The organism is Streptomyces profundus (assembly GCF_020740535.1).
Classification (GTDB): domain Bacteria; phylum Actinomycetota; class Actinomycetes; order Streptomycetales; family Streptomycetaceae; genus Streptomyces; species Streptomyces profundus.
In genome coordinates, this window is sequence record NZ_CP082362.1 from 4,508,730 (window position 1) to 4,529,034 (window position 20,305).

The 20,305-nt window shown below is 69.1% G+C and carries 15 protein-coding genes and 3 pseudogenes; 8 read left to right on the forward strand and 10 right to left on the reverse strand.

Annotation, left to right across the window (positions count from 1 at the left end; all coding sequences use genetic code 11):
* Window positions 1–10: 10 nt before the first annotated feature.
* The 4 genes from K4G22_RS19935 to K4G22_RS19950 form a co-directional block, all read right to left on the reverse strand.
* Entirely contained in the window at window positions 11–661 is a 651-nt protein-coding gene (locus tag K4G22_RS19935; protein ID WP_228081645.1) for a hypothetical protein, read from the reverse strand.
* A 153-nt stretch (window positions 662–814) separates the two neighbouring features.
* A complete protein-coding gene (locus K4G22_RS19940; RefSeq protein ID WP_228081646.1) occupies window positions 815–1,333 on the reverse strand; it encodes a mycothiol transferase in 519 nt (172 codons plus the stop codon).
* A 181-nt stretch (window positions 1,334–1,514) separates the two neighbouring features.
* Complete coding sequence (locus K4G22_RS19945) at window positions 1,515–2,810, reverse strand: SPFH domain-containing protein (RefSeq protein ID WP_228081647.1); 1,296 nt, start codon at window positions 2,808–2,810, stop codon at window positions 1,515–1,517.
* A complete protein-coding gene (locus tag K4G22_RS19950) occupies window positions 2,807–4,627 on the reverse strand; it encodes an SPFH domain-containing protein (protein ID WP_228081648.1) in 1,821 nt (606 codons plus the stop codon). Before K4G22_RS19950 ends, K4G22_RS19945 begins: the two co-directional genes overlap by 4 nt.
* A gap of 575 nt (window positions 4,628–5,202) precedes the next feature.
* On the opposite strand from K4G22_RS19950, the gene K4G22_RS19955 reads away from it, so the two are divergent.
* From K4G22_RS19955 to K4G22_RS19965, 3 genes are all read left to right on the forward strand, one after another.
* Window positions 5,203–7,116, forward strand: a complete 1,914-nt coding sequence (locus K4G22_RS19955; RefSeq protein ID WP_228081649.1) for a right-handed parallel beta-helix repeat-containing protein — start codon at window positions 5,203–5,205, stop codon at window positions 7,114–7,116.
* Window positions 7,117–7,625: 509 nt separating this feature from the next.
* Window positions 7,626–10,688 carry an AfsR/SARP family transcriptional regulator gene (locus K4G22_RS19960; protein ID WP_228081650.1) on the forward strand — a complete coding sequence of 1,021 codons (3,063 nt, stop codon included), beginning with the start codon at window positions 7,626–7,628 and terminating at the stop codon, window positions 10,686–10,688.
* 228 nt (window positions 10,689–10,916) lie between these two features.
* Window positions 10,917–11,156 carry a hypothetical protein gene (locus K4G22_RS19965; RefSeq protein WP_228081651.1) on the forward strand — a complete coding sequence of 80 codons (240 nt, stop codon included), beginning with the start codon at window positions 10,917–10,919 and terminating at the stop codon, window positions 11,154–11,156.
* 89 nt (window positions 11,157–11,245) lie between these two features.
* On the opposite strand, the pseudogene K4G22_RS31990 reads toward K4G22_RS19965, so the two are convergent.
* Both K4G22_RS31990 and K4G22_RS31995 read right to left on the reverse strand, forming a co-directional pair.
* Window positions 11,246–11,479 (reverse strand): annotated as a pseudogene (locus K4G22_RS31990) (TetR/AcrR family transcriptional regulator); the annotation flags it as partial.
* Window positions 11,480–11,606: 127 nt separating this feature from the next.
* Window positions 11,607–11,795, reverse strand: a pseudogene (locus K4G22_RS31995) (TetR/AcrR family transcriptional regulator); the annotation flags it as partial.
* Between the two features lie 324 nt (window positions 11,796–12,119).
* Between K4G22_RS31995 and K4G22_RS19970 the strand changes: the two are divergent.
* From K4G22_RS19970 to K4G22_RS19990, 5 genes and pseudogenes are all read left to right on the forward strand, one after another.
* The gene (locus K4G22_RS19970) at window positions 12,120–12,305 is read left to right on the forward strand and encodes a hypothetical protein (RefSeq protein ID WP_228081652.1); all 186 of its coding nucleotides are present in this window, start codon (window positions 12,120–12,122) and stop codon (window positions 12,303–12,305) included.
* A 15-nt stretch (window positions 12,306–12,320) separates the two neighbouring features.
* Window positions 12,321–12,479, forward strand: coding sequence for a hypothetical protein (locus K4G22_RS19975; RefSeq protein WP_228081653.1), 159 nt, complete (start codon window positions 12,321–12,323; stop codon window positions 12,477–12,479).
* A 104-nt stretch (window positions 12,480–12,583) separates the two neighbouring features.
* Window positions 12,584–13,960 (forward strand): annotated as a pseudogene (locus K4G22_RS19980) (APC family permease); the annotation flags it as partial.
* A gap of 347 nt (window positions 13,961–14,307) precedes the next feature.
* Complete coding sequence (locus tag K4G22_RS19985; protein WP_228081654.1) at window positions 14,308–15,171, forward strand: helix-turn-helix domain-containing protein; 864 nt, start codon at window positions 14,308–14,310, stop codon at window positions 15,169–15,171.
* Complete coding sequence (locus K4G22_RS19990) at window positions 15,164–15,979, forward strand: SAM-dependent methyltransferase (RefSeq protein WP_228081655.1); 816 nt, start codon at window positions 15,164–15,166, stop codon at window positions 15,977–15,979. Before K4G22_RS19985 ends, K4G22_RS19990 begins: the two co-directional genes overlap by 8 nt.
* A 67-nt stretch (window positions 15,980–16,046) precedes the next feature.
* On the opposite strand, the gene K4G22_RS19995 is transcribed toward K4G22_RS19990, so the two are convergent.
* From K4G22_RS19995 to K4G22_RS20010, 4 genes are read right to left on the reverse strand one after another with little or no spacing between them, the layout of a single operon-like run.
* The gene (locus K4G22_RS19995) at window positions 16,047–16,637 is read right to left on the reverse strand and encodes a GTP-binding protein (protein ID WP_078856352.1); all 591 of its coding nucleotides are present in this window, start codon (window positions 16,635–16,637) and stop codon (window positions 16,047–16,049) included.
* Window positions 16,618–17,001 carry a DUF742 domain-containing protein gene (locus K4G22_RS20000; protein WP_228081656.1) on the reverse strand — a complete coding sequence of 128 codons (384 nt, stop codon included), beginning with the start codon at window positions 16,999–17,001 and terminating at the stop codon, window positions 16,618–16,620. The genes K4G22_RS19995 and K4G22_RS20000 overlap by 20 nt, the downstream gene beginning before the upstream one ends.
* 4 nt (window positions 17,002–17,005) lie before the next feature.
* On the reverse strand, window positions 17,006–17,434 hold the full coding sequence (locus tag K4G22_RS20005; RefSeq protein WP_228081657.1) for a roadblock/LC7 domain-containing protein: 429 nt from the start codon (window positions 17,432–17,434) through the stop codon (window positions 17,006–17,008).
* Window positions 17,431–20,292: a sensor histidine kinase gene (locus K4G22_RS20010; protein ID WP_228081658.1), complete on the reverse strand. Its 2,862-nt coding sequence runs from the start codon at window positions 20,290–20,292 to the stop codon at window positions 17,431–17,433. Before K4G22_RS20010 ends, K4G22_RS20005 begins: the two co-directional genes overlap by 4 nt.
* Window positions 20,293–20,305: the final 13 nt, after the last annotated feature.

The window sequence follows — 20,305 nt, forward strand, 5'->3', positions numbered from 1 at the left end:
GGGCGAGCCGTCAGTCCCGGCGGGCCCGTGCCGTGGCGACCAGGGCGAAGCCGACGGCGAGGGTGACGGTGGTGAGGCCGGCCAGGGCGGCGGCGAAGATCGGGTCGGCCGGGTCGAGGAACGCGTAGATGGAGACGTCGGCCGACAGGTACACGGCCAGGTAGAGCAGCAGGACGCCGGCCCAGCTCAGGGGGTACCACCAGCGCGCCGACCGCTGTCGGCGGCCGACGAAGAGCCAGTCGACCAGTACCGCCAGCGGGGTGAGCAGGTGCTCGAAGAGGCTCCACGTCTCGTCGAGGCCGCCGCCCATGGCGGTGAACCAGACGATCATCACCAGCAGCAGGGCGACCGCCAGCAGCCCGCGCAGCCAGGAGGTCGGCGGTTCGGGACGGCGCAACGCCGCCGCGCTCAGGGTCAGTACGGTCACGACCGCGTAGCCGACGCCGGCCGCGACGCTCGCCAGCTGGCTGAGCGCGAGGAGGGTGCCGCCGCCCGTCGCCTGGTAGCCGATGAGGGCGCAGCCGATGATCAGCACCCGCCACAGGGTCTCGCCGAACAGCGTCCCGACGGGGGTCTCCGCCCGCGCGGGCGTGAGCGTCGAGGTGGGCCCGGCCGGTGTCGGCCAGGGGTAGGACGCGGGCGAGTACGATCGCTGGTTCATCGGCGAACGGGTCCTTCGGCAGGGGTGCGCGGGGCGGGCGAGGCCGGGCTCCGCTGAGCGTAGGGCCTGAGGTCACCCTGAGAACGACGCGAAAGACTCTTGCGATGCGCTTGTCGAAAAGCGGTGGCAGATCTGTGACAGGAGGCCCCCGGGTCAGCCGGTGGGCGACCTCAGCAGCCCCCGGACATAGGCGGCCTGGCCGATGTGCTGGAGGTCCTCGGCCACCACGCTGATCAGCCGTACGCCCAGCGTGACCGGCGGGTTCCACCGTTCGTCGACCGGCTCGGCGAGGTCGCCCACGTTGACCTTCCCCAGGTACCGCACGGTCTGCTCGTGGACCGACTGGTGGTAGCCGACCAACAGGTCGGCCTTCGGGGTGCCCAGCGCCTCGACCTCCTCGGTGCTGTGGCCGAAACCGGTCGCCTCGGGCGGGAAGGGCAGCGCGAAGCGGTCATACCAACGGTCCTTGGTCCATACCTGGTCGCGACCGGCCAGCTCGGCGATGTGGTCGTCCTGGACCCGGGTGAGGTGCCAGACCAGCCAGCCGATGGGATTGGCCTCCGGCCCGACGCGGGTGCCGATCTCGTCCGGTGTGAGCCCGGTGACCGTCACCTCGACCTCCTCCCTGATCCGGTCGAAGGCGTCGACCAGCAGCTCCGTGCTCGCGTTCACGGCAACTTCCCTTCCACGTCCGGTGTTCGGTGTTCGGCTGGCCGCGCGGGGTGGCGGCCGGTCGGGGCGAACACCGCACAGTGACTATGGCACCGCGCGCTGCGGTAGCCGCCGAACACGCGACGGCGCGCCCCCCGCGTTGTCGCGGGAGGCGCGCCGATGGTCGCGGACGGTTGTTCGGTCAGCCGGCCGGTCCGTCGTCCTCTCGCCGCGCCTCCAGCGGCGTGGCGAGACGGGGGAGCAGCTGGGCCGTCAGCAGGGTGGCCAGCGTGGACGAGTCCCCGCCGGAGCCGGCGTCCGTGCGGATCACCACCGGCTGGGGCGCCTTCCCGGCCAGCTCGGCGCCGACCTCAAGGCGGCGGCGGGCCAACTCGTACTGGAGCACCGCCCGGTTGTCGCGGTACGCCTGCGCGAGGCGGGACTGCGCCCTGGCCTCGTTCTCGGCGGCGATCAGCCCGCTGCGGCCCCTGGTCTCGATCTCGAACCTGACCCGTTGGGCGTTGGTCTCCTGCTGCTCCAGCAGCTGGGCGACCTCCTCGCGGGCGTTGTTGAGCGCGGCCTTCACCTCGACGATGCGGGCGTCGCGCACCTTCTTGGCCCGTTCGATGTCCATCTGGAGGCTGTCGATCCGGCGCTTGCGGGTGAGGCCCCACTCCTGGTCGTAGGCCTCCCGCTCCTTGGCGACCCGCTCGCGGGTGGCAAGGTGCTGCTGGTACTGCGTGGGCAGCTGCACATCGGGGATGTTGCAGCCCGTGATCCGCACGCCGTAGCGGGAGAGCTGCCGGTTGAGCAGCTCCTGCATGTCGGCGACGTCGGAGCCGCGCAGATCGTAGGCGTGCTCGGTGCGGACCTGGCGGGCCCGCTGCCGGATGGCGTCCTGGACGGCGCTGGAGAGCACCAGGTCGAAGTTGCCGGCGCCGATGATCCGGACGAAGAGCACCGCGTCGGTGATCCGGAACTTGAGGAAGAACTCGATGGACCGAAGCGGCACGTTCTCCCTGGTGGGGCAGGCCATGACCGGTGCCGAGTAGGGGATCTCGGTGGAGGTGTCCACCACGAACTCGACGCGCGACCAGGGGTGCCACAGGTAGTGGCGCCCGGGGGCGAGCGTGCGGACGACCGCCCCGTAGCGGGTGAGGATGCCGTTGGTGCCCTGCTCGACCTCGACGATCGAGGACCGCCACCACCAGAGGCCACCGAGCAGCAGCAGCAACACGCCGAAGCAGTAGGCCAGTATCGCCAGCGTGTCATAGGCGATATCGGCCGAGCCGCCGTCCTGGGCGGCCAGCATCACGCCGGTCAGCATGGAGAACAGGCCCACCCACAGCGGGGCGATCCAGCCAAGCCGCCTGCGGTGGCGCGGGATGATGACGGGGGTGAGGGTGCCGGCGTCGCCGCCGCGCAGCAGTTGGGCGACGTCGCTCCAGGGAGCGACCGCCTCGGCGATGGTCGATCTGTTGGTGCGCGCGGTGCTCATGCGTCACCCTCCTCAGCGTCTCCGTACGGCCGCGCCGAGGGGTCGTCGAAGGACTCCCCCAGCGCGCCGAAGTGCCCCGTGGCGCGCGGGTCGTCGGGCGGGCCGTCCATCCTCAGGTCGCCCCCGCTCCGGCCTTCCGTACTCCGGCCGTCCGCGCTCTGGTCGTCCGCGCTCTGGTCGCCCGCGCTCTGGTCGGCCGGCTCCCCAACGGCCGAGCCCGAGACGGGAGCCCCCGCGGGCGGTTCGGGAACGGTGGGCCGGTCGGCCTCCCGCAGCGCGTCGATCTCCGCCTGACGGCCGGCGATCCTGGCCGCCACCTCGGGCAGCCGCGCCCGCACCGCCGCCATGTCGGCGTCGCTGAACAGCTCGGTGCCGTGTTCCCCCACCAACTGCCTGGCCAGCGCCAGGTAGTCGACGCCGGTATGGCCGTCCGCGTCCCGCTCGGCGCCGATCCGCACCAGTCGGGGCAGATGGTCGGCGACCTGCTCCAGGGTGTCCAACACCTGCTGCTGGTAGCGGTACTCCAGGATCTCCGGTGCCTCGGCCGCCGTGACGGCGCGGATGTCCAGCGCCTGGGCCTCCAGCAGGGCGGCGTTGGCGCGCGCCTCCGACTCGGCCATCACATACCGTTCGCGGGCCAGGGCCTCGGCGCGGTTGCTCTCCCGCTCGACGGCGGTGTCCATCTGCGCCTGGTACTGCGCGATATCGGCCTGGATCGCGGAGAGCGTCTCCTGCCGGGTCGCCAACTCCTTGATCAGATCGCCCTCGTCCTGCTCCTTGCGCAGCTGGAGCGCGTACTCGTGGGTGTACGCCTCCTTGGCCACCCGCACCATCTCGGGGGCGGCGAGGTCCATCCGGTAGCCCCGGTCGCCGGGCTCGGCGTGGGTGATGTTGGCGTTGGTCAGCGCGACGGCCGGCAGGAACTGGTGGTTGAGCTGCTCCAGCAGCCGCCCGGTGTCCTCCCCGACCATGTTGTAGAGGCCGGCGGCCTCCTGGTCGTAGATGAGGCTGCGAATGGTCTCGCTGACCGCGTTGTTCAACTTCTCCTGGAAACCGCGCACGGCGCCCAGGGTGTAGACGAATTCCACCGGGTCGCTGATCCGGAATTGGATAAAGAGGTCGATCGATGCCTTGACGCCACTGCGCGTCGGCGCTTCGCGGACCGGCGCGTTGAAGGGGTATTCCCTGGTGGTGTTGATGATGTAGGAAACCCGCTTCCAGGGATTGAGCAGAATCACCCGGCCGGGGCCGACGACTTGCTCCAGCTTTCCGAAGCGGGTGATCAGCGCGTGGCAGCCGTCCGGCACCATCACCATGCCCTGGCGCCACCACACGAAGCCCACGGCCACCAGGACCATCAGCCAGGAGTGCGCGCCGAAGAGCGGGTTGGTCAGCACGTCGTCCGTGGTCGCGGCGACCACCACGGTGCCCACCAGCACCACGACCAGCAGCAGGAGCACCGGCAGCATGGAGAGCAGGGACCGTCCGCGCGGGATCACCATCGGGCAGATGGTGTGCACCTGTCCGGCACCGGCGCGGTGCTGTTCGCTGCGGTTGAGCGCCTCGCCCGCGTCGTCCAGCGGCACGGACTTCTGCTCCATGACGGTGTCGATACTGCCGCCCTGGTCACGAGCGGCGGGAAAGTCGCTGGGATCCATTCCGTCTTCCCGCTGCGTGGGCGGCTCGGCGCCCTCGGTGACGGGAACGGATTCCCGGCCACGCAGTTGGCTGCGCGCCTCTTGCCTGACGGCTGTTCGTGGATTGGCCCCGTCGGCCACGGCTCGCGCGACGTTTCTTATCGACTGAGTTCGCGCCATGAAATCCCCCCATCGTCTGTGCGTACATGCGCGGGACATTGGACACCATGCGCCGGGCCTGGGAAAGCCGGGGGCATAGATCGTTACACGGTTATCGAACGGTGGCCGGCGGTCGTGGGGGGTGGGAGGCGCGGTGCGTGTGGGGGTGTTTGCCCCTGAGCGCCGGGTTGGTCACCAATTGACGGCATGCGCCGCCCCGTTGGGCGCCCGCCGTGTGCGAACCGTTGACAAAGCCGTGACATGCTTGAAAACTCTGACTGCCGGCCCGCAAGAGATTGACTAACACAACTCAATTCTTTGCGAGCACTCTGCAAGTTCGCGGCAGTCGGGCCCACCTGGCCCGCTGACGCGCCAACCGACCCCCACTTCCCACCCCACCGGGCCGCACCTCCACCGCCACGAGGAATGTCCCCACCCAGCCCGTCGACGTGCCGGCGGCCCCTGGCCGCCCCGGGACGCGCGGGCCGTACCCACACCTTCAGCACCCCGCGCACCCGGACCGGCCCGCGCCCCCACAGCGGGCCGGACGAAGGACGCGCATCGCTCTGTCGACCCCCACAGAACAGAGGACACCCATGAAGAGAAAGCAACGCGGCTGGCGCCTGATCAGCGGCGTGTCCCTGGCCGGACTCGTCGCCGTCGGTCTTCCCGTGGCCGCGACCGCCGCCGAGGACACGGCGGACGCGGGCGAGAGCGGAGCCCGGGAGGTGAGCCCGACCGCCGAGGCGGCCGGCGCGAACCTCCCCTACACCAGCTATGAGGCGGAGGACGGCGACTACGACGGCACCCTGCTGGCGGCCGAGCCGGAACGCCCGCACGGGCAGACCAACTTCGCCACCGAATCCTCCGGCCGGCAGTCCGTGCGACTGGACGGCACCGGGGAGTACGTCGAGATCACCTCGACCGACGCCGCCAACTCGATCGTGCTCCGCAACTCCATCCCCGACGCCCCTGGTGGCGGCGGCGTCGAGGAGACGTTGAGCCTCTACGCCGACGGCGAGTTCGTCCAGAAGCTGACGCTCTCCTCCAAGCACAGCTGGCTGTACGGCAACACCGACGACCCCGAGGGCCTGACCAACACGCCGAGCGGCGACGCGCGGCGGCTCTTCGACGAGTCGCACGCGCTGCTCGACACGACCTACCCGGCCGGCACCACGTTCCGCCTCCAGCGGGACGCGGACGACTCGGCCGACTTCTACATCGTCGACCTGGTCGATCTGGAAGAGGTCGCGCCCCCGGCCGAGCAGCCGGCGAACTGCACCTCGGTCGAGGAGTTCGGCGCCGTGCCGGACGACGGCGAGGACGACACCGACGCCCTCCAGGCCGCGGTGACGGCCAACCAGGAAGGCGAGATCGACTGCGTCTGGATCCCCGAGGGCCAGTGGCGGCAGGAGCAGAAGATCCTGACCGACGACCCGGAGGACCGCGGCCAGCACAACCAGGTCGGCATCAGGGACGTCACCATCCAGGGCGCCGGCATGTGGCACTCCCAGCTCTACACGCTGACCCCGCCGCACGAGGCCGGCGGCATCAACCACCCGCACGAGGGCAACTTCGGCTTCGACATCGATCACAACACGCAGATATCCGACATCGCCATCTTCGGCTCCGGCACCATCAGGGGCGGCGACGGCAACCACGAGGGCGGCGTGGCGCTCAACGGCCGCTTCGGCGAGGGCACCGAGATCAACCGGGTGTGGATCGAGCACGCCAACGTGGGCGCCTGGGTCGGCCGCGACCTGGACAACATCCCCGAGCTGTGGGGCCCGGCCGACGGCCTGGTCTTCAGCGACGTCCGCATCCGCAACACCTACGCGGACGGCGTCAACTTCACCAACGGCACGCGGAACTCCACGGTCACCAACTCGTCGTTCCGCAACACCGGTGACGACTCACTAGCCATCTGGGCCAACCGCTATGTCCAGGATCCGTCCGTGGACATCGCGCACAGCAACACCCTGTCCAACAACACGATCCAGCTGCCCTGGCGGGCCAACGGCATCGCGGTCTACGGCGGGTACGACAACGTGATCGAGGGCAACACCGTCGCGGACACGATGAACTACCCCGGCATCATGCTGGCCACCGACCACGACCCGCTGCCGTTCTCCGGCGAGACGCTGATCTCGGGCAACGTCCTGCACCGCACCGGCGGCGCGTTCTGGGGCGCGGCGCAGGAGTTCGGCGCCATCACGATCTTCCCGGCCAGCCAGCCCATCACCGGCGTGGTCATAGAGGACACCGAGATCTACGACTCCACCTACGACGGCATCCAGTTCAAGTCGGGTGGCGGCGAGGTGCCGGGCGTGGAGATCTCCAACGTGGTGATCGACGGCTCCGTCAACGGCGCGGGCATCCTGGCGATGGGCGGCGCGCGGGGCAGCGCCAACCTCAGCAACGTGACGCTGAGCAACAACGCGGACGGCGACGTGGTTGTCGAACCGGGCTCGCAGTTCGTCATCAACGGCGGCCCGGACGGCGACGAGTGATCGCTCGCCGCCGGTCGCTGAACCGCGGTCGCTGAACCGCTGAGCACCACCCCAAGGCCCCGGCCGGGGCGGGGCGCCACCTCCAGGGCCCCCACCCCGCGTCCGGGGCCACCCCTGTCCCGAACCGGCCGCGCCGGGAGGCCAACCCGGCCAGGCCGCCAGCTCCGCACCGTCGAGACAGCTGAACAGCGCCCAGTCCCGAAACGCCACGGCCGCCCACCATCGGGAGGTCGGTGGGAACTGAAGTTGGCCGGATTCCGCGCGCGGTCCGACGCGGGTGAGGACGTGCCTGGTGTCACACCGCCCCCAGTGTGCGCCCGCTGTCGAGAATCCACCCGAAGACCCTCTCGGCTACCCACCGACGCCCGGGCTATCCATGGGACTGAGAGGGCGGCGGACGCGATTCCGCCCGATGTTCGAATTCCCGTCGTGGTTCCGGCGTGGGCTAGCTCAGAAAGTTGTCGCCATGCCATGCTCGCAACAAAGGGCCTAGCCGGCGGGAGGCGCTGGTGGAGTTCCACGTGCTCATGCTGGGGACGGTTGAGCTGCACTATGGCGAAAGGCGCAGTTCCCTGGGTTCGGCCAAGGAACGCCTGGTACTCGCGGCACTTGCCTGGGATGTGGGTCAACTGCTCAGCGCCGAAACCCTGATCCACCGGGTGTGGGACGACGCTCCGCCGCCAAGCGCCCGGGAGGGCATACGCACCTACGTCTCCCGTATCGGCAGGAGGATGCGCGCCCTCACGGATTCCCCCACCAGCACGGTGCGGGGCAGGATGCACACCTACACCCTGGACGCCGATCCCGAAACGATCGATGCGCGGCGATATTTGAGCATGACCGAACAAGCTCGCGCTTTTACGGACAGCGGCAGTGTTGGCGAGGCCACAAAACTCCTCGGTGAGGCGACCCGATTATGGCGCGGGGATCCCCTGGCCGGTCTCAAGGGTCGGTGGCCCGAACGCGTCCGCGCGACGTTGCGTGAGAAGCGCCTCGGCGTGCTCCTGCTGCGCAGTCGCATCAGCCTGCTCCGGGGCGAGTTCAACGAGGTCATCGGCGAGCTTGAACCGCTGGCAGACGCGCGCCCCGAGGATGAGGCCCTGGTCGAGCATCTGGCGCTCGCGCTCCTTGGCGCGGGACGCGCCCTCCAGGTGGAGCGGCTGCTCCGCCGCACTGAACGCGCGCTGATCGAGGACCTTGGTACGGACCTGGGCGAACGCCTGCTCCGCGTCCGTGCGGCCGTCCGCGACCGGACGCCCCTGTCCGAACTCCTCGCCGCACTCGGCCACGGTCCCCAACCCTCCCTCCGGATCTCCCCGGCGGTCAGCAACCTGCCCAGCGACACGGACTGGGTGGGCCGCCGGGACGAGATCGACAAGCTGCTGGCGATGATCAAGGGATCGGGAAAGCAGCGGCCGTCGAGTGTGCTCGTATCGGCCATCGGCGGCATGGGAGGTGTGGGTAAGACCGCACTCGCTGTGCATATCGCGCACCAGGTCAAGGCATCTTTTCCCGATGGCCACATCATGATCGATCTGCGTGGCTATGACGCCCACCAGAAACCCCTCGACACCACGAGAGCACTCACCGAGCTCCTGCATCTTCTGGGTCTTTCGGCACAGCAAATCCCCGCAGACCAGGCCCAGTTGACGGCAACCTGGCGATCCGTACTCAGCTCTCGACGGGCTCTCGTCATCCTGGATAACGCGTCCGGCCCCGAACAGGTGAGCCCTTTGCTTCCTGGCGCCTCGGAGTCCTTGTTGATCATTACAAGCCGCCGGCATCTGGCCGCGGTGAGCGTCGCCCGACCTCTCTCGTTGGACACGCTCTCCGACCGCGACTCCATCGAGCTATTCCAAGATCGGGTTGGGCCGGATCGCGAGCCAAGTCCCAGGGAAGCGGCGAAGATTGCTCAGTTGTGCGGCAACTTGCCGCTGGCCGTGGAGATCGCCGCCAGTAGATTTCTGACGCACTCATCCTGGAGCGTCGACGATCTTGTTCAGCAGTTGGATCGGGCGAGCGGCCGAACGAGGGAACTCCACGACGGAACGCGGGACATAGAGAAGGTGTTCGCCCTCTCGGTTCAGGATCTGTCCCCTGAGGAGCGCCGCCTGTTCAGGCGCCTCGGGCTTCATATCGGACCCGCCTTCGGGCCACACGCAGCCGCCGTACTCGCTGACCTGCCAGTCGAGTTGACCGAAAGATCGTTGGAGAAACTTCTCCATGCGCATCTTCTGAACGAACCTGGTTCGCACCGCTACCGCCTCCACGATCTGCTGGCCGACTACGCGCGCACCCTGGTGGCGGCCGAGGAGTCGCAGGACGCCGTCGCGCGGCTGCTCGACGCGTACCTGCACGTCGCTGACCGGGCCGATCGCCTAGCCTTCCCCTACCGCTGCCGCATCGCCGTCCCCGAGAGCGATCACCCGGCCCCGCCGGCCGGCTGGTTGGACGAGACGGATGCGAACGGCTGGTTCATGTCCGAGTCCTCGAACCTCCTGGCGATACTCGAATATCTCCGGAGTAGAGGGGATCACGGCCGAAGCGCGCTGTTGGTCCATGTACTGGGTGGTTTTCTCACCACCCAGGGCTACCTGGCGACGGCACGGCCGTACGTGGCCGAGGCCGTGGATTACTGGCACGGAGCCGGCGACGGCCACGCGGAAACCCGCGCGTTGATCGATCTGGCGACCCTCGGCACCCACGCGGGCGAGTCACAGGAAGCGGTTTCCGCAGCGGACACTGCGTTGGCCTTGGCGCGAATGCGCGGAGACCGCGAGGCGGAGGCAGAGGCGGTGTATCAGCTCGGCTTCAGTTACTACTCCTCCGGAAGGAACCGAGAAGCTCTACCGATACAGGAGCGGGCCGTCGAACTCGCTATGCGTCTGCCGGATACTCTTCGGCAGGCGCGCGGGCACAACCTTTTGGGTGTCATTCATCTGGGGCTCGGGAACTTGAATGAGGCATCCATTAGCTTTAACGCGTTCCTGGAAGGCTCCCTTGCCGCTGGATACAAAAGAGGGGTCGTTGCGGCCCTGCAAAACCTGGCCGAGCTCTTCAGGACTCGGCAGGAGTATGAGAAGGCGCTTGACTACTTCAGAAAAGCGATGGCGCTTGAGCCTGAGAGTACACGTTTGGACAGGGCGACCTTGCGGCTGAATATCGCGCACACCCTTCTTGACGCCGGTGATTTATCCGCATCTCTCGATGGATATCGTGAGGTGCTGCCCATGCTCAGATACATGGAGTTCAAGAGGGGCGAGTGCGCGGCGCTCAACGGGATAGGCAGGGCACTCCAGAAGCTGGGAAGGCATGAGGAGGCCATCCCGCAGCACATGGCCTCCCTGGCGCTGGCCCGCCAGATCAACGCCTCCAAGGAGGAGGCCGGAGCCCTCCGTGGCCTGGGGCTGGGCGCGCTCGCCAGAGGGCAGCGCGAGCAGGCAGTCGGATACCTCGAAGAGGCGCTCACCCTCCTGCGGCGACTTGGGGCGCGCGCAGAAGAAGCCGAAGTGTCTCGCCTTCTGACGGAAGCAGAGTACTCGGGGATTACTCTGCCGAGCGGTCGCGGTTAGCGGTCCGCCTTCAGCGTTACCGGGGCACGCTTGCCCAGGGCGACTCCTGACCTGAGTCGGTCAAACCCGGGCGGCTCCGAAGATGGCCCTACGGGTCCTCCACTGCCAAAGGTTCGCCCGAGTTTGACGCGCGCCGATCGGGCAGTTAAGGATGGGCGGCCCACCCCCGCAGTCGGACCAAGACTGACGGCGGTGTTCACGTAGAGAACGATTCTGAGGAGCAATCGCGTGGACTACGCGGTTCTGCCATTGATCCTGCTGGGCCCCGGCTATCCCCACGCGGACGCCGTGGCTCCTGCCCCGACTCCGGCCGTCATATCGGAACTCCCGGAGCAGCAGTCGCAGGTAGCGGATGACGGGTTCACCACCCAGGAAATTTGCATCGTACTCGGCGACACAAAGTTCCTCACGCGGATCGTGCCCAGCGAATCCGATGACCCGATGTCTCCCAGTAATTGGGCGGTGTGAAGGTAAAATAGCGGGCGCCGTGGGGGACCGGTTGAGCTGGTCCCCCACGGCTCTCGACGTTCAGGGGGTGGCAGGGTGCGGAGGCAGGTCAGGAGGATGGTGAGGTAGCGGCGCCAGTCGTTCGGGGCCATGTCGAGGGTGGTGGCGTCGACCATTCCCACGATGGCGGGGAGGTCCGCCGTCGTCACATCCTCCCGGAGGCTCCCGTCGGCGCGGGCGCGGTCTATCAGGCAGCCACAGTCCCACGTCAACGCGGCCCGCGCTGACGCCAGTTGGTCCGGTCCGAAGCCGCCCTGGCGCGTGACATCGCGGAGGCCACGGTTGTTGGCAAGCCGTTCCTGCGCGTGTCCAGGAAGGCAGCGAACGCCTCGAACACGCGCCGTCGTCCGTCAAGGCCTCGCCGGCCATCGCCTGGATGTCGGCGAGTTCGTCGGCGAAGACCGCCTCCGCCAGGCTCGCCTTGTCGGGGAAGCGGCGGTAGACCGTGCCCACGCCGAGGCCCGCATGGTGGGGGACATCGTTGAGCGTCGCCGACACTCCGCGATCGGCGCAGACCTCGCGGCCGGCCTGGACGACTCCCCGCCGGCTCTGCTCGGCGTCCCGCCGCAGCGGGCGCGCCTTCGGCTGATGCTCGGGCATCGCCCACTCCTCCCCTGAAGTGGATGGAGCGCATCCACTTCGTGTGCGAGATCGGCGATATCGCGCCCGTCGTGAACAACCTCGTGCTCTGCGCGCAGCGTTACCGCCTCACCGGCGGTCGGGTCGAGACCTCGGAGGGCTTCGAGCACAGCTTCGCGCTCGCCTATCCGAGCCGCTATGCGCTGAGCCACGAGCTGCGGCCTGCGCTGGAGCGGTCGTCCCGGCCCGTGACCGCTAACGTCGGCACGCCAGGGCTGCTGCTCGGCCGGATCCACTGGGGCGATCTCCAGCTGACGCGAACACTACGGCGGTGCCAGGGCCACCTTGCAGTCCTTCCGAGCCATCGACCTGCTGGGGGCGGCCTATCCTCATGGCCATCCGGACTCGCCCGTCCGCTACCTTGGCTATCACCCCGGCGTCGTCCGTACCGGCATACCGGCCGCCCAGCCGCAGCCGCTGCGAGCCCTGAGCGGGGCCTCGCTCGCGATGTTCGGTGTCAGCGTGGAGTAGTCGGTCCGGCCGCTGGTGGCCCTGCTCGACGATCCGCCGCAGGAGGGGTTCACCGCCCACCGGGGCGGCCGGCGGCTCACGGTCGACAGGCAGGCGTTCGATGCCGCGGACGCGCTGCGGCTACACCGGGAGAGCCAGGCGCCGCTGGCCGGTCCCGGGGCGCCGGAGGTGTGAGGGGTGTCCGTCGCGCGGCCGTTCGTGGTTGGTTCGGAGTGGCTTTCCGGGGTGGCGTCGTGGGGTGGTCTGTCATGGGGGCATGACCAGCGGTGATACCGAACTCGGACGGGCTGTCGTCCACCGCCTATGGCGGGGAGCAGATGCTGCCGCTGACCCTCACCTACAGCGACGTGGTGGTCAGCTACACCAAGGCCGGCGGCAGCTATGTGGTGGCGAAGGAGGACTTCGGCCCCAGAGTCGCCCAAATCGCCTCCGAGGCGCTCCTGGTTCGACTATGTGGTGACAGTGGCGGTCCAGGCGGCGGCGGGCGCGGACGCGTTGTTCTCGTTGGTTCGCCTGATGGGCGACGGCTGGCCGGGGATCAACGGGCTCAAGCTGCCGGTGACGGTGCTGATCGTGCTGGTGCTGGCCTATGACAATCTCCGTGGCGTCCGGCAGGCCGGTCGGATGTTCGCGCTACCCGCCTATCTGTTCGTCGCCGCCGTCACCCTGATGCTGGTGGCCGGGCTCTGGCGGCTGGCCACCGACTCGCTGCCCCGGGCCGATGTGCACGCCGACGGCGTCCTGGAGTTGGGCACCCGGGCGACGGCCCGCTGTACGGGGCGACGGTCTTCGTGGTGCTGCGGGCCTTCGCCAACGGCGGGACCCCGCTCACCGGGCTTGAGGCCGTCTCCAACAGCGTCTCGGTCTTCCGCGAGCCACGTGGGATCAACGCGCGCAAGACGTTGATCACCATGAGCGTGCTGCTCGCCGGCATGATCCTGGCGGTGGGTCTGGCTTGCCTCGGTCACGTACGCCGTGCCCTACCGGGACGGTAGTCCGACGGTGATCGCGCAGGAGGCCCATCTGGTCTTCGGCGACGGGGCGTTGGGCCTGGCCGGCCTGGTCTATGTGCAGGTGGCCACGGCGCTGATCCTCTTCACTGGGGCCAACACCCCGTTCTCCGGCTTTCCGGTCCTGGCCGACTTCGTCGCCGAGGACCGGTTCCTCCCGGAGCGGTTGGCGCGGCGGGGGCAGCGGCTGGCGTTCTCCTCCGGGATCATCGCGCTGACCCTCGTCTCGGTGGTCCCGCTGCTGGTCACCGGGGCGCATGTGGAGCGGCTGGTGGCGCTGTACGCCATCGGCGTCCTCACCGGCTTCGCGATGGCGGGCGCCGGTCTCACCGTGCACCACTGGCGGGCGGGAGCGCGGCCGGCACTTCCGGCTCAAGCTGGCCGGCAACGCGCTGGCGGCCGTGGTCTCCGTCGCGGTGGTGGCGGTCTTCGCGCTGACCAAGTTCACCGAGGGCGCCTGGCTGGTCGTCGTGGTCTTCCCGATCGGCGTCTGGACGTTGATCCGGATGGACCGCGAGTACCGGCCGGAGGCGTCCGCTGCACTTGGTGGACGCGCTGGACCTGGCCGAGCTGTGCGCCCTGCGCTATGCCCATACTCTGCACCCCGAAGAACTACGCGCTGTGCACGTCGCGTTGGACCAGGCTGGGGAAGCCGCCGCACCCGCACATGGCCGAGCGGATCGCCAAGGCCGTGCGGCATCTGCCCTCGACCGCCGTCACGATCCTGCCGGTCGATGGGGGCGGCACCGCCCGTCTGGTCCACGACCACGTCGAGAGGCGTGGCGCGGGACCGGGCGAGCGGGACGGATGACCGGCTGGCACGACCCCGTCACGTCAACTGCCGCTGGTCGCGGGGGGATTCCCGGGAGATTGCCGCCTGTGTCGTTCTGCGAGTGGCAGAATGGCATCACCATCTCGTGTGGGTAGGTGCCCACCTGTCCGATCGGCAGCGCATGGGAACTCGAAGTTACCCCGGAGAAGGGAGGCGTGGCGTGTCGGCTGGGCGTTCGGAGCCAACGGCCACGCAGCTGTTCCTCGGGGCCCGGCTCCGCCGCATGCGGGAGGCCGCCGGCCGCTCGATGGCCGAGGCCGCTTCGGCGCTGCGGATCTCCTCGGTGGCGATGCGTCGGCTGGAGAGCGGCCATCTCATGCTGGAACCGGCCCAGATCGCACCGCTGCTGGCGGCGTACGGCCGGGCCGAGGCCGCCGACGAGATCCAGGACGAGGTGGCGCGCGCTCGATGTCCCGGCTGGTGGGAGCGGTATCGGGAGGTGCTTCCCGACTGGCTCGCCGACTACCTCGCGCTGGAGGAACACGCCCAGATCATCCGCCTCTACGCCCCGTCCACCGTGCCGGAGCTGTTGCAGAGCCCGGGCTACGCGAAGGCGTTGCTGCGCATCCAGCACCCCGACGACGGCGCGCGACTGATCAACCGTCGACTCGAACTGCTCATCGGCCGCCAGGCCGCGCTGCGCCGCACCGCTGGCCGGCCGCCCTCCGTGTGGGCGCTGGTGGAGGAGGCGACGTTGCGCCGCCAGGTCGGCGGCCCCGCCGTCATGCGCGATCAGATCGAGCATCTGCGGGGGCTCGCGGCGGAGTCCGGCTTCACCATCAGCGTGATGCCGCTGCACACCGCGCACGCCGCGCTGCTCTGCGGCCCGGTGCAGATGGTCCGCTACCAACCGGCGGACCTGGCCGACCGGGTGTTGTTGCGTACGCTGGACGGCGCCGAGGTCAGCGACCGGCCCGACGTCGTCCGGCAGTACCTGATGGCGTTGGACTCCGCCGCGTCCGTGCGCGACAGTCTGCCCATCACCGAGTGGATAGCCAACTGGGAGGAACGAGCCGTTGCTTGAGGAACAGATCGACCCGAACAAGCCCGACCCGGCACGGGTCTACGACTGGTTCCTGGATGGCAAGACCTCCTATCCGGCCGATGAGCAGGCCGGCCAGTTCGTCGCCGGTATCTGGCCGGGGGTCAAGACCGCGGCCCGTGCCAACCGGGCCTTCATCCACCGCGCGGTGCGCTGGCTCGCCAAGGACGCGGGCATCCGGCAGTTCCTCGACATAGGCACCGGCATCCCGACGGAGCCCAACCTGCACCAGACGGCGCAGAGCCTGGCGCCGGACGCGCGGATCGTCTACACCGACAACCGGTTGATCGTGCTGCGCTATGCCGAGGCGCTGATGACCGGCACCCCCGAGGGGCGGACGGCCTATCTGCACGCCGACTTCTTCGATCCGCCCAGCATTCTGCGCAGCCCCGAACTGCGCGAGGTGTTGGACTTCTCCCAGCCCATCGCGCTGTGCCTCAACGCCCTGTTGCACTACATCGCGGACGATCCCGAGCGGGGCGTGACCGCACAGGACCTGGTCGCCGAGTATGTCCGGGCCCTGCCGTCCGGCAGTTGTCTGGTGGTCACCCATGTGACGTCCGACTTCGACCCGCCCACCTGGGACCGCATCCTCTCGGGCAACCGCGCGGCCACCGGGCAGATGGGGCAGGTGCGGACCGAGCCGGAGATCCGGCGGTTCTTCGACGGGCTTGAGCTGGTCGAGCCTGGCCTCGTTCCCCCGCAGGACTGGCGTCCCGACGGTGAGGTGCCGGCCGAGGCCACCCACGCCACCGTCTCCATGTGGGCGGGCGTGGCCCGCAAGCCGTAGCGCCCGGACAACACACCGGGGGCGCGCCCCGTGATGGGCGCGCCCCCGGTTTCGTACAGGGCGGGGATCAGCCGATGGCGACCGCCTTCGCGGATTCCAACAGGGCCAGCAACACCGTTTTGCTGGAGTCGCGTTGCCTGACGTCACACATCACGACGGGCGCGGGATTGCGAAGATTCAAAGCGGCATTGACTTCCGCGGCGGTGACCTCGGTGCGGCCGTAGAAGCAGTTGATGCCGATGGCAAAGGGAATGCGTCGCTGTTCGAAGAAGTCCACGGAGGCGAAGCTGTCCGCCAGCCGGCGTGGGTCGGTCAGCACGACGGCCCCCAGCGCGCCGGCGGCGAGGTCGTCCCACATGAACCAGAAACGTTCCTGCCCAGGTGTGCCGAAGAGATAGAGCACATGCTCCGCGTCCAGCGTGATCCGGCCGAAGTCCATGGCCACCGTGGTGGTGGTCTTCTCCGGGATCTGGGCGAGGTCGTCCACGCCGACGCTCGCCTGCGTCATGTACTCCTCGGTCTCCAGCGGGGGGACCTCGCTGACCGAGCCGATCATGGTGGTCTTGCCCACCCCGAAGCCGCCAGCGACCAGGATTTTCAGGGCCGTTGGCATGGCCAGCGACGATCCCCCCGGCTGGCTATAGCCTGCGGATTCCATTGATGACCCTCTCCAGTAGTTCCACACTGGGGGCTGTCGCCTCATGACTCGGCTTTTTGATAGAGATCATGGATTTATCGAGCAGGTCCCCGCAAAGCACTTTCACCACACTGGCCGGCAGGTCAAGCCGCGCCGCGATTTCGACGATAGCCAGTGGGCGTTCCTGACATAGATCGAGGATGGCGGTCAACTCCGGTTGTTCGCGGCGCCTGTCGTGGCTGTGCGAGGCCGGCATGGAGACCACCAGGGTGATCAGGGCGAATTCAGATCCGTCTGGGGAGGTACGGCCCCCGGATATGGCATAGGGGCGGACGAGGTATTGCGACTCCTCGTCGAACCACGAAGCTTTCTTCCTGGCCGTCACCGAGTTAGTGTCCCGAAGCTGTCGCGGACGAGGGTTCGGTGCGCGGGGCGGCGCTGAGGTACTCGCCGACCTGCTGCACGATGCGCGTCATCTCGTAGGCGGCCATCCCGGCGTCCACCTGATCAGAGGTGAGCACGGCCAACTGGGCGCGCTGGCCGGCGTTGGTGACGAAGAGGAAGGCGTTGTCCATCTCGATGACGGTCTGCCGCACCTGGCCGCCCTGGAAGCGGAGCGAAGCGCCGCGGGAGAGGCTCTGGAGCCCGGAGGCGACGGCCGAGAGGTGTTCGGCGTCGTCCCGGCCGAGCGCGGAGGACCGCGCGAGTGGCAGCCCGTCCTGGGACAGCACAATCGCATGGTGGACCTCTGGCACCCCGGCCACCAGGTTGTCCAGGAGCCAGCCCAGGTGGGCACTGGCATGGGTCTGGTCGGTCATCGCTGATCCTTCCTCGCAGTTCCTTCCGCATCGGCGTCATATCCGGCGGGTTGCGCCTGCGGGTCATGTCCTTCGGCAGAGGGTGCGGACGGTGTGGCGCGGGCGCGCTTGTTCCCCGACTGGATCGCCGCCATGGTGGCGCCTGCCCGACCGGGGGTGCGGGGACGGGACGATTCCTCGTCGTCCTGCCCGGGGCGCAGGTGCGCCTCCTTGCGCAGCTGCTCCGCCAGGCGTTCCCCTCGTACGCGCACGGGAAGCTTCAGACCCGCCTTGGACCCGTCACCGGGCTGTGACGGCGCCTCGGGGGCGGGGGATGTGATGTCCGCATGTGCACGGGGCATATCTTCCGCTCTCTCGACGGTCTTGTCGATCGAGGAGCCGGAGGGGACCGTTCGGCTGGGGGGACCGGAGGGGCGTTGGCGGCGCGGGGCCGCGGTGCCGGGATCCGAGATGGGGGAGTTGGCTGGTGACTGACCCGGGGTGGACGAGGGGGCGGCTGCCCCCGATCGTGGTTCCGGACCGGTGGGCGTGCTGGGCAACAGGCCGGCACCTCCATAGGCGGGATATCCGCTGTCGTCGTAGACGGCGGGCGGGTGGGGCAGTGCCTCCGTTTCGACGAGGGAGCCCTGGGAGAGGCTCGCCATGGAATCCCGCTGCGGGGGAACGCTTTGCTCTCGGCCGCCGAACTCGTGTCCGCCGTCCGACGCGTGCGCGGGCTCGCGGTCCTCGGCGCGGGCGAGGTCCCGCTCGTCGCGCGCCGGGCGCTCGGCGTCCGACGTCGGCGCGGGCTCCAACCCGCTGCCGATCAGCTGCCCGCCGTTCGCGCCGCCCGCGATGGCGCTGAACGCCTGGGTGGTCTCCTGCTTGGTCGCGGCGGCCTCCAGGGACGCCGCGTGGGCCTCCGACACGATCCCGGAGAGGACCGAGGTGCCCTCCTCCAACAGCTCGTTGGGGATCAGCACGACGGCGAGGGTGCCGCCGTAGGGCGAGGAGCGCAGCACCACTTCCAGGCCGTGCCGCCTGGCCAGCCGGGCGACCACGAAGAGGCCGAGGCGGGGGGCCTCGCCCAACGCCATCATGTCCAGCTTGGGCGGGTCGGCGAGGAGTTGGTTGAGACGGGTGTACTCGGCCTCGGCCATGCCGAGACCCCGGTCGATGATCTCCACCGCGACCCGGCCCCTGGCCACCGTCTGGGCGCTGACGGAGACCTTGGTGTCCGGCGGCGAGAACGAGGTGCCGTTCTCGATGAGTTCGGCGAGCAGGTGCACCACGTCGGCCACCGCGCGGCCGGTCAGCGAGATCCGGGGGGCGGGCGGCGCGTCGACCCGGCTGTAGTCCTCGGTCTCCGAGATCGCGCTGCGCATCACCTCGTAGATGGGGACCGGCTCACCCCAACGGCGGCCGGGCACGGCACCGCCGAGGATCAGCAGGTTCTCGGTGTGCCGCCGGACGCGGGTGGCCAGGTGGTCGACGGCGAAGATCTCCTTGAGCAGCCGGGAGTCCTGCTGCTCGCGCTCCAGCTTGTCCAGCTTGGGGATGATCCGGTTGATCAGGATCTGGGTGCGGCGGGCCAGACCGAGGAAGACGGTCTCGGAGCCCTCACGGCGCCTCGCCTGCTGGACGACGCTCTTCAGGACCTGCTGACGCTGCTGCTGGAACGCCTTGGCCAGCTGCCCCAACTCGTCGTCGCCGTAGGCCTTCGCCTTCTCCTCGTCGTCGTCCGTCTCCGGGAGCTTGGTCTGCCCCTCCCGGCCGAGCCGCTCGATGAGCTCCGGCAGGGTGGTCTCCGTCAGCTCCTCTGTGGTGGCCCGCAGCGCGGCGATCCGGCGGAGCAGGGACTGGGTGTAGCGGATGCACAGATAGAGGGCGCAGGCGAGCGCCGCGAGCACCAGCACGGTGCCCACGATCGCGCCGATCAACAGCCGGGTGCTGCGGGAGGACGCGCTGTCGACGATGTTGTCCAGCGTGTTGCCGCTCAGCGTGTGCAGCTCCGAGCCGACCATGTCGGCGGCCTCGCGCCAGGCGTCGGGGTTGGTGGGCAGCACGGTGACCCCGCCGCCGCCCAGCGACTCGACGGCGATCAGCATGCCGATCTGCTGGCTCTTGACGAGGTTCTCGAAGGCGCCGATCTGGCTTGAGGGCAGGTCCGTCGGATCCATCCCCGTCCGGGCCTGGTGCTGGAGCGCCAACGCCTGGGCGTACGACTGGACGACGGCCTCCTCGTCGGCGTCGTCGCCGTCGGCCAGGTACAGCAGGGCGTCCTGCCGGGAGGCGGCCTCGGAGCCACGGGCCAGCTCGGTGACGGCGATGGCCCGATAGGCCAACTCCGGGTCGTCGATCCTGGCGGCGGCGCCCATCAGGGTGATGGCCTCGCCGATGGCGTTGGTGAACAGCTGGTATGAGGCGATACCGGCGAGCTCCCCGCTGTCGATCGCCTCGCGCTGGGGCGAGAGTTCGACGAGCGAGCCGTCGAACTGGCCGGCCAGGCTCCGGATGGTGGCGCTCGCGGAGTCAAGACCGGAGCGAGCGCTCCGGAAGCGTTGGGTGGCGTCGCCCGTGGTGGCCCTGGCTTCTTCCAGCGCCTCCAGGGAGCCGCTGTCGCCGGCGGTCTGCCAGGCGGCGGTCAGGCGGCGTTCGTCCTGGAGGGCGGTGATCAGATCGTGGGTCGGGGGCCCGATCGATTCGGCGCGGTCGGCGTCAGCGCTGAGCTTGAGACTCTCCGAGACCAGAGCGCTGCCCGCCCAACCCCACAGAGCGGTGAGGGTGAGTGCGGCGATGAGGACCGGCAGAACGAGCGATATCCGAAGAGATCTACGCGATGTTCTGGGATCTCTGCGTCGGTCGCGTATGCCTGACATCTGATTCCTCGGG

Bases quoted from the DNA above. Each gene is read 5' to 3' on its own strand.
- K4G22_RS19935 (WP_228081645.1), bottom strand. From the start codon at position 661: ATGAACCAGCGATCGTACTCGCCCGCGTCCTACCCCTGGCCGACACCG.
- K4G22_RS19945 (WP_228081647.1), bottom strand. From the start codon at position 2,810: ATGAGCACCGCGCGCACCAACAGATCGACCATCGCCGAGGCGGTCGCT.
- K4G22_RS19950 (WP_228081648.1), bottom strand. From the start codon at position 4,627: ATGGCGCGAACTCAGTCGATAAGAAACGTCGCGCGAGCCGTGGCCGAC.
- K4G22_RS19955 (WP_228081649.1), top strand. From the start codon at position 5,203: ATGAAGAGAAAGCAACGCGGCTGGCGCCTGATCAGCGGCGTGTCCCTG.
- K4G22_RS19995 (WP_078856352.1), bottom strand. From the start codon at position 16,637: ATGGAATCCGCAGGCTATAGCCAGCCGGGGGGATCGTCGCTGGCCATG.
- K4G22_RS20005 (WP_228081657.1), bottom strand. From the start codon at position 17,434: ATGACCGACCAGACCCATGCCAGTGCCCACCTGGGCTGGCTCCTGGAC.
- K4G22_RS20010 (WP_228081658.1), bottom strand. From the start codon at position 20,292: ATGTCAGGCATACGCGACCGACGCAGAGATCCCAGAACATCGCGTAGA.